The organism is Streptomyces sp. NPDC102437 (genome assembly GCF_044765565.1).
Lineage (GTDB): Bacteria > Actinomycetota > Actinomycetes > Streptomycetales > Streptomycetaceae > Streptomyces.
Genome location: NZ_JBIWKI010000147.1, coordinates 1 through 2,241, shown reverse-complemented (window position 1 = coordinate 2,241; position 2,241 = coordinate 1). Strand labels below are relative to the sequence as shown.

The window sequence follows — 2,241 nt, the reverse complement described above, 5'->3', positions numbered from 1 at the left end:
GCTTCCCGGCCCTGGGAGACCAGCTGCCAGAGATGATCGGGGGTGTCGGCTCCTCCGGGATAGCGGCACGCCATCCCCACGATCACCACCGGATCATCGGCATCCGCCGCCGAGACCTGCCCGGTTGCTATCGCAGGGTCCTGTGTGGAGCCTACGAGCTCTGCCTCTATGCAGCGGGCCACCGCGCCCGGTGTCGGGTGGTCGAAGACCAGTGTTGAGGGCAGCCGTACGCCGATCTGCGCATTGAGGCGATTGCGCAGTTCCACTCCGGTGAGTGAGTCAAATCCGCTGTCACGGAACGGCCGATCGAGATCGATCCGGTGATGATCCGTGTGTCCCAGCACCGCAGCCACCTGGGAGCGGACTGCGTCCTCGAGAGCGGCCGCACGCTGCTGCGCTGGCATCGACGTCAGCTTGGCGGCAAACTGAGTGTCCGCAGCAGCGCCGCCTCCGGGACTACCGCCCGCTCCGTCGTCCAGGAGCGCGCGAACCTCGGGCAGGTCCTCGATGAGAGGGCGTCGCCGCGCTTCTGCATAGGCCAGGGAGAATCGCTCCCACTCAAAGGCCGACACCATCACGGTGGCCTGACGGCCATGGGCAGGACGGCGCAGAATCGTCAACGCGTGCTCGGGGGCCAAGGTCGGCACACCGTGCCGCGCGAGCCTCTCCTCGACATCCCCCTCTGCCGCCATACCGTCGCCCTCCCACGGTCCCCAGGCGTACGCCGTCGCCGGCAGTCCCAAGGCACGGCGGTGCTCGGCCAGAGCATCCAAGTAGGCGTTGGCCGGTGCGTAGTTGCCTTGGCCCGGGATGCCGAGGACACCGGCGATCGAGGAGAACAACACGAAGTCGTCCAGCTCAAGGCCCATGTCCAGGGTGAGCTCGTGGAGGTGACGGGCGCCTTCGGCCTTCACTCGAAGGACACGGTCGAGCTGAGGGAGGGAGAGGGAATCCACGACAGCGTCGTCGAGTACACCAGCAGCGTGGATCACCGTTGACAGATGTCCGTCGCTTGTCGTGCCAGCCAACAGCGCCGCCACGGCCTCGCGATCCCCGATGTCGCAGGAGACGACACTGACATCAGCGCCCGACTCCGCTAGCTCGGCGCTCAGTTCCCGGGCGCCAGGGGCGTCCGGGCCGCGTCGGCTGGTGAGCACGAGCCGTTCCACCCCGTCCTGGGCCAATCGCCGTGCCACGTGCGCACCGAGCGCTCCGGTCCCTCCTGTGATCAGCACGGTGCCGCGGGGTGGCGCGTCCCTCTCCGGCTGCGGCCCCATGGCAGCGGCATGCACAACCCGGCGCACGAAGAGGCCGGGGTCCCGCACGGCGAACTGATCCTCGACCGGCGACCCGTCATCAACGATCTGCGTCGCCAGTGCGGTCATCAGCTGTGCCACAGAGCGCGCGTCGGGATGCTCGGGGACATCGATGAGCCCACCCCAGAGCTCAGGCTGCTCCAGAGCTACGACTCGGCCGAGCCCCCATACCTGGCTTTGCGCGGGCCGTCGCGGGACGTCCGAACCGCCCACAGAGACCGCCCCGGACGTGGCATGCCACGTAGGAGTCCGAAGCCCGGCATCCGACAGAGCCTGGACCAATGCGAGGGTATGCGCGGTGCCTATCGGAACCGAGGGCGCGGCAGGGTGCGGAACATCGGTGAGCGGCAGCAGCGAGAGCACACCGGAGAGACGGCGGCTGTCCGTCGGTCCCGACAGCGCTTCGGCAAGCCGTGCCCCGACCTTCTGCCGGTCATGACCCTCTGTGCCAACGAGCAGGAGCGGCACGACGTCGATCCCGGCCTCGCCTAGGGCATCGCAGAGGGCCCGGGACCAGGACGACTCCTGGTCGGACCCGGCAGTGACCACCAGCCAGGTTCCCGATGGCACAACGGTGCTGGAGCGGCTTGCGGCCTTCCACTCGATCGAGTAACGCAGGGCGTTCAGTGCCTCGTCCTCGCGCTGGGATCGTCGCCACTGTGACATCGCCGGCAGGGCCTCATCGAGCCAGGAAGGCCGGCCCGCATCCCCGGCCGACGGCAGGCTGAGAACGTCGGCCAGGGCCTCAGCATCGTTCGCGTCCACCGCATCCCACAGCGCGCTTTCAGCGACACGTCCCCCCGTTGAGGCACTCGGCACCGAGGCCGGATCAGTGTTGATCCAGTGGCGGGTGCGTTGGAAGGCGTAGGTGGGGAGGGGGGTGTGGTGTGGGGTGGTGTGGGTGTAGAGGGTGTGCCAGTTGACG

The 2,241-nt window shown here is 68.4% G+C and carries 1 protein-coding gene; it reads right to left on the bottom strand.

Features of this window, described 5'->3' with window-relative positions:
• Positions 1-2,241: SDR family NAD(P)-dependent oxidoreductase (locus ACIRJP_RS42435; protein WP_404186575.1), on the bottom strand; the 2,241-nt coding region annotated here is incomplete at both ends.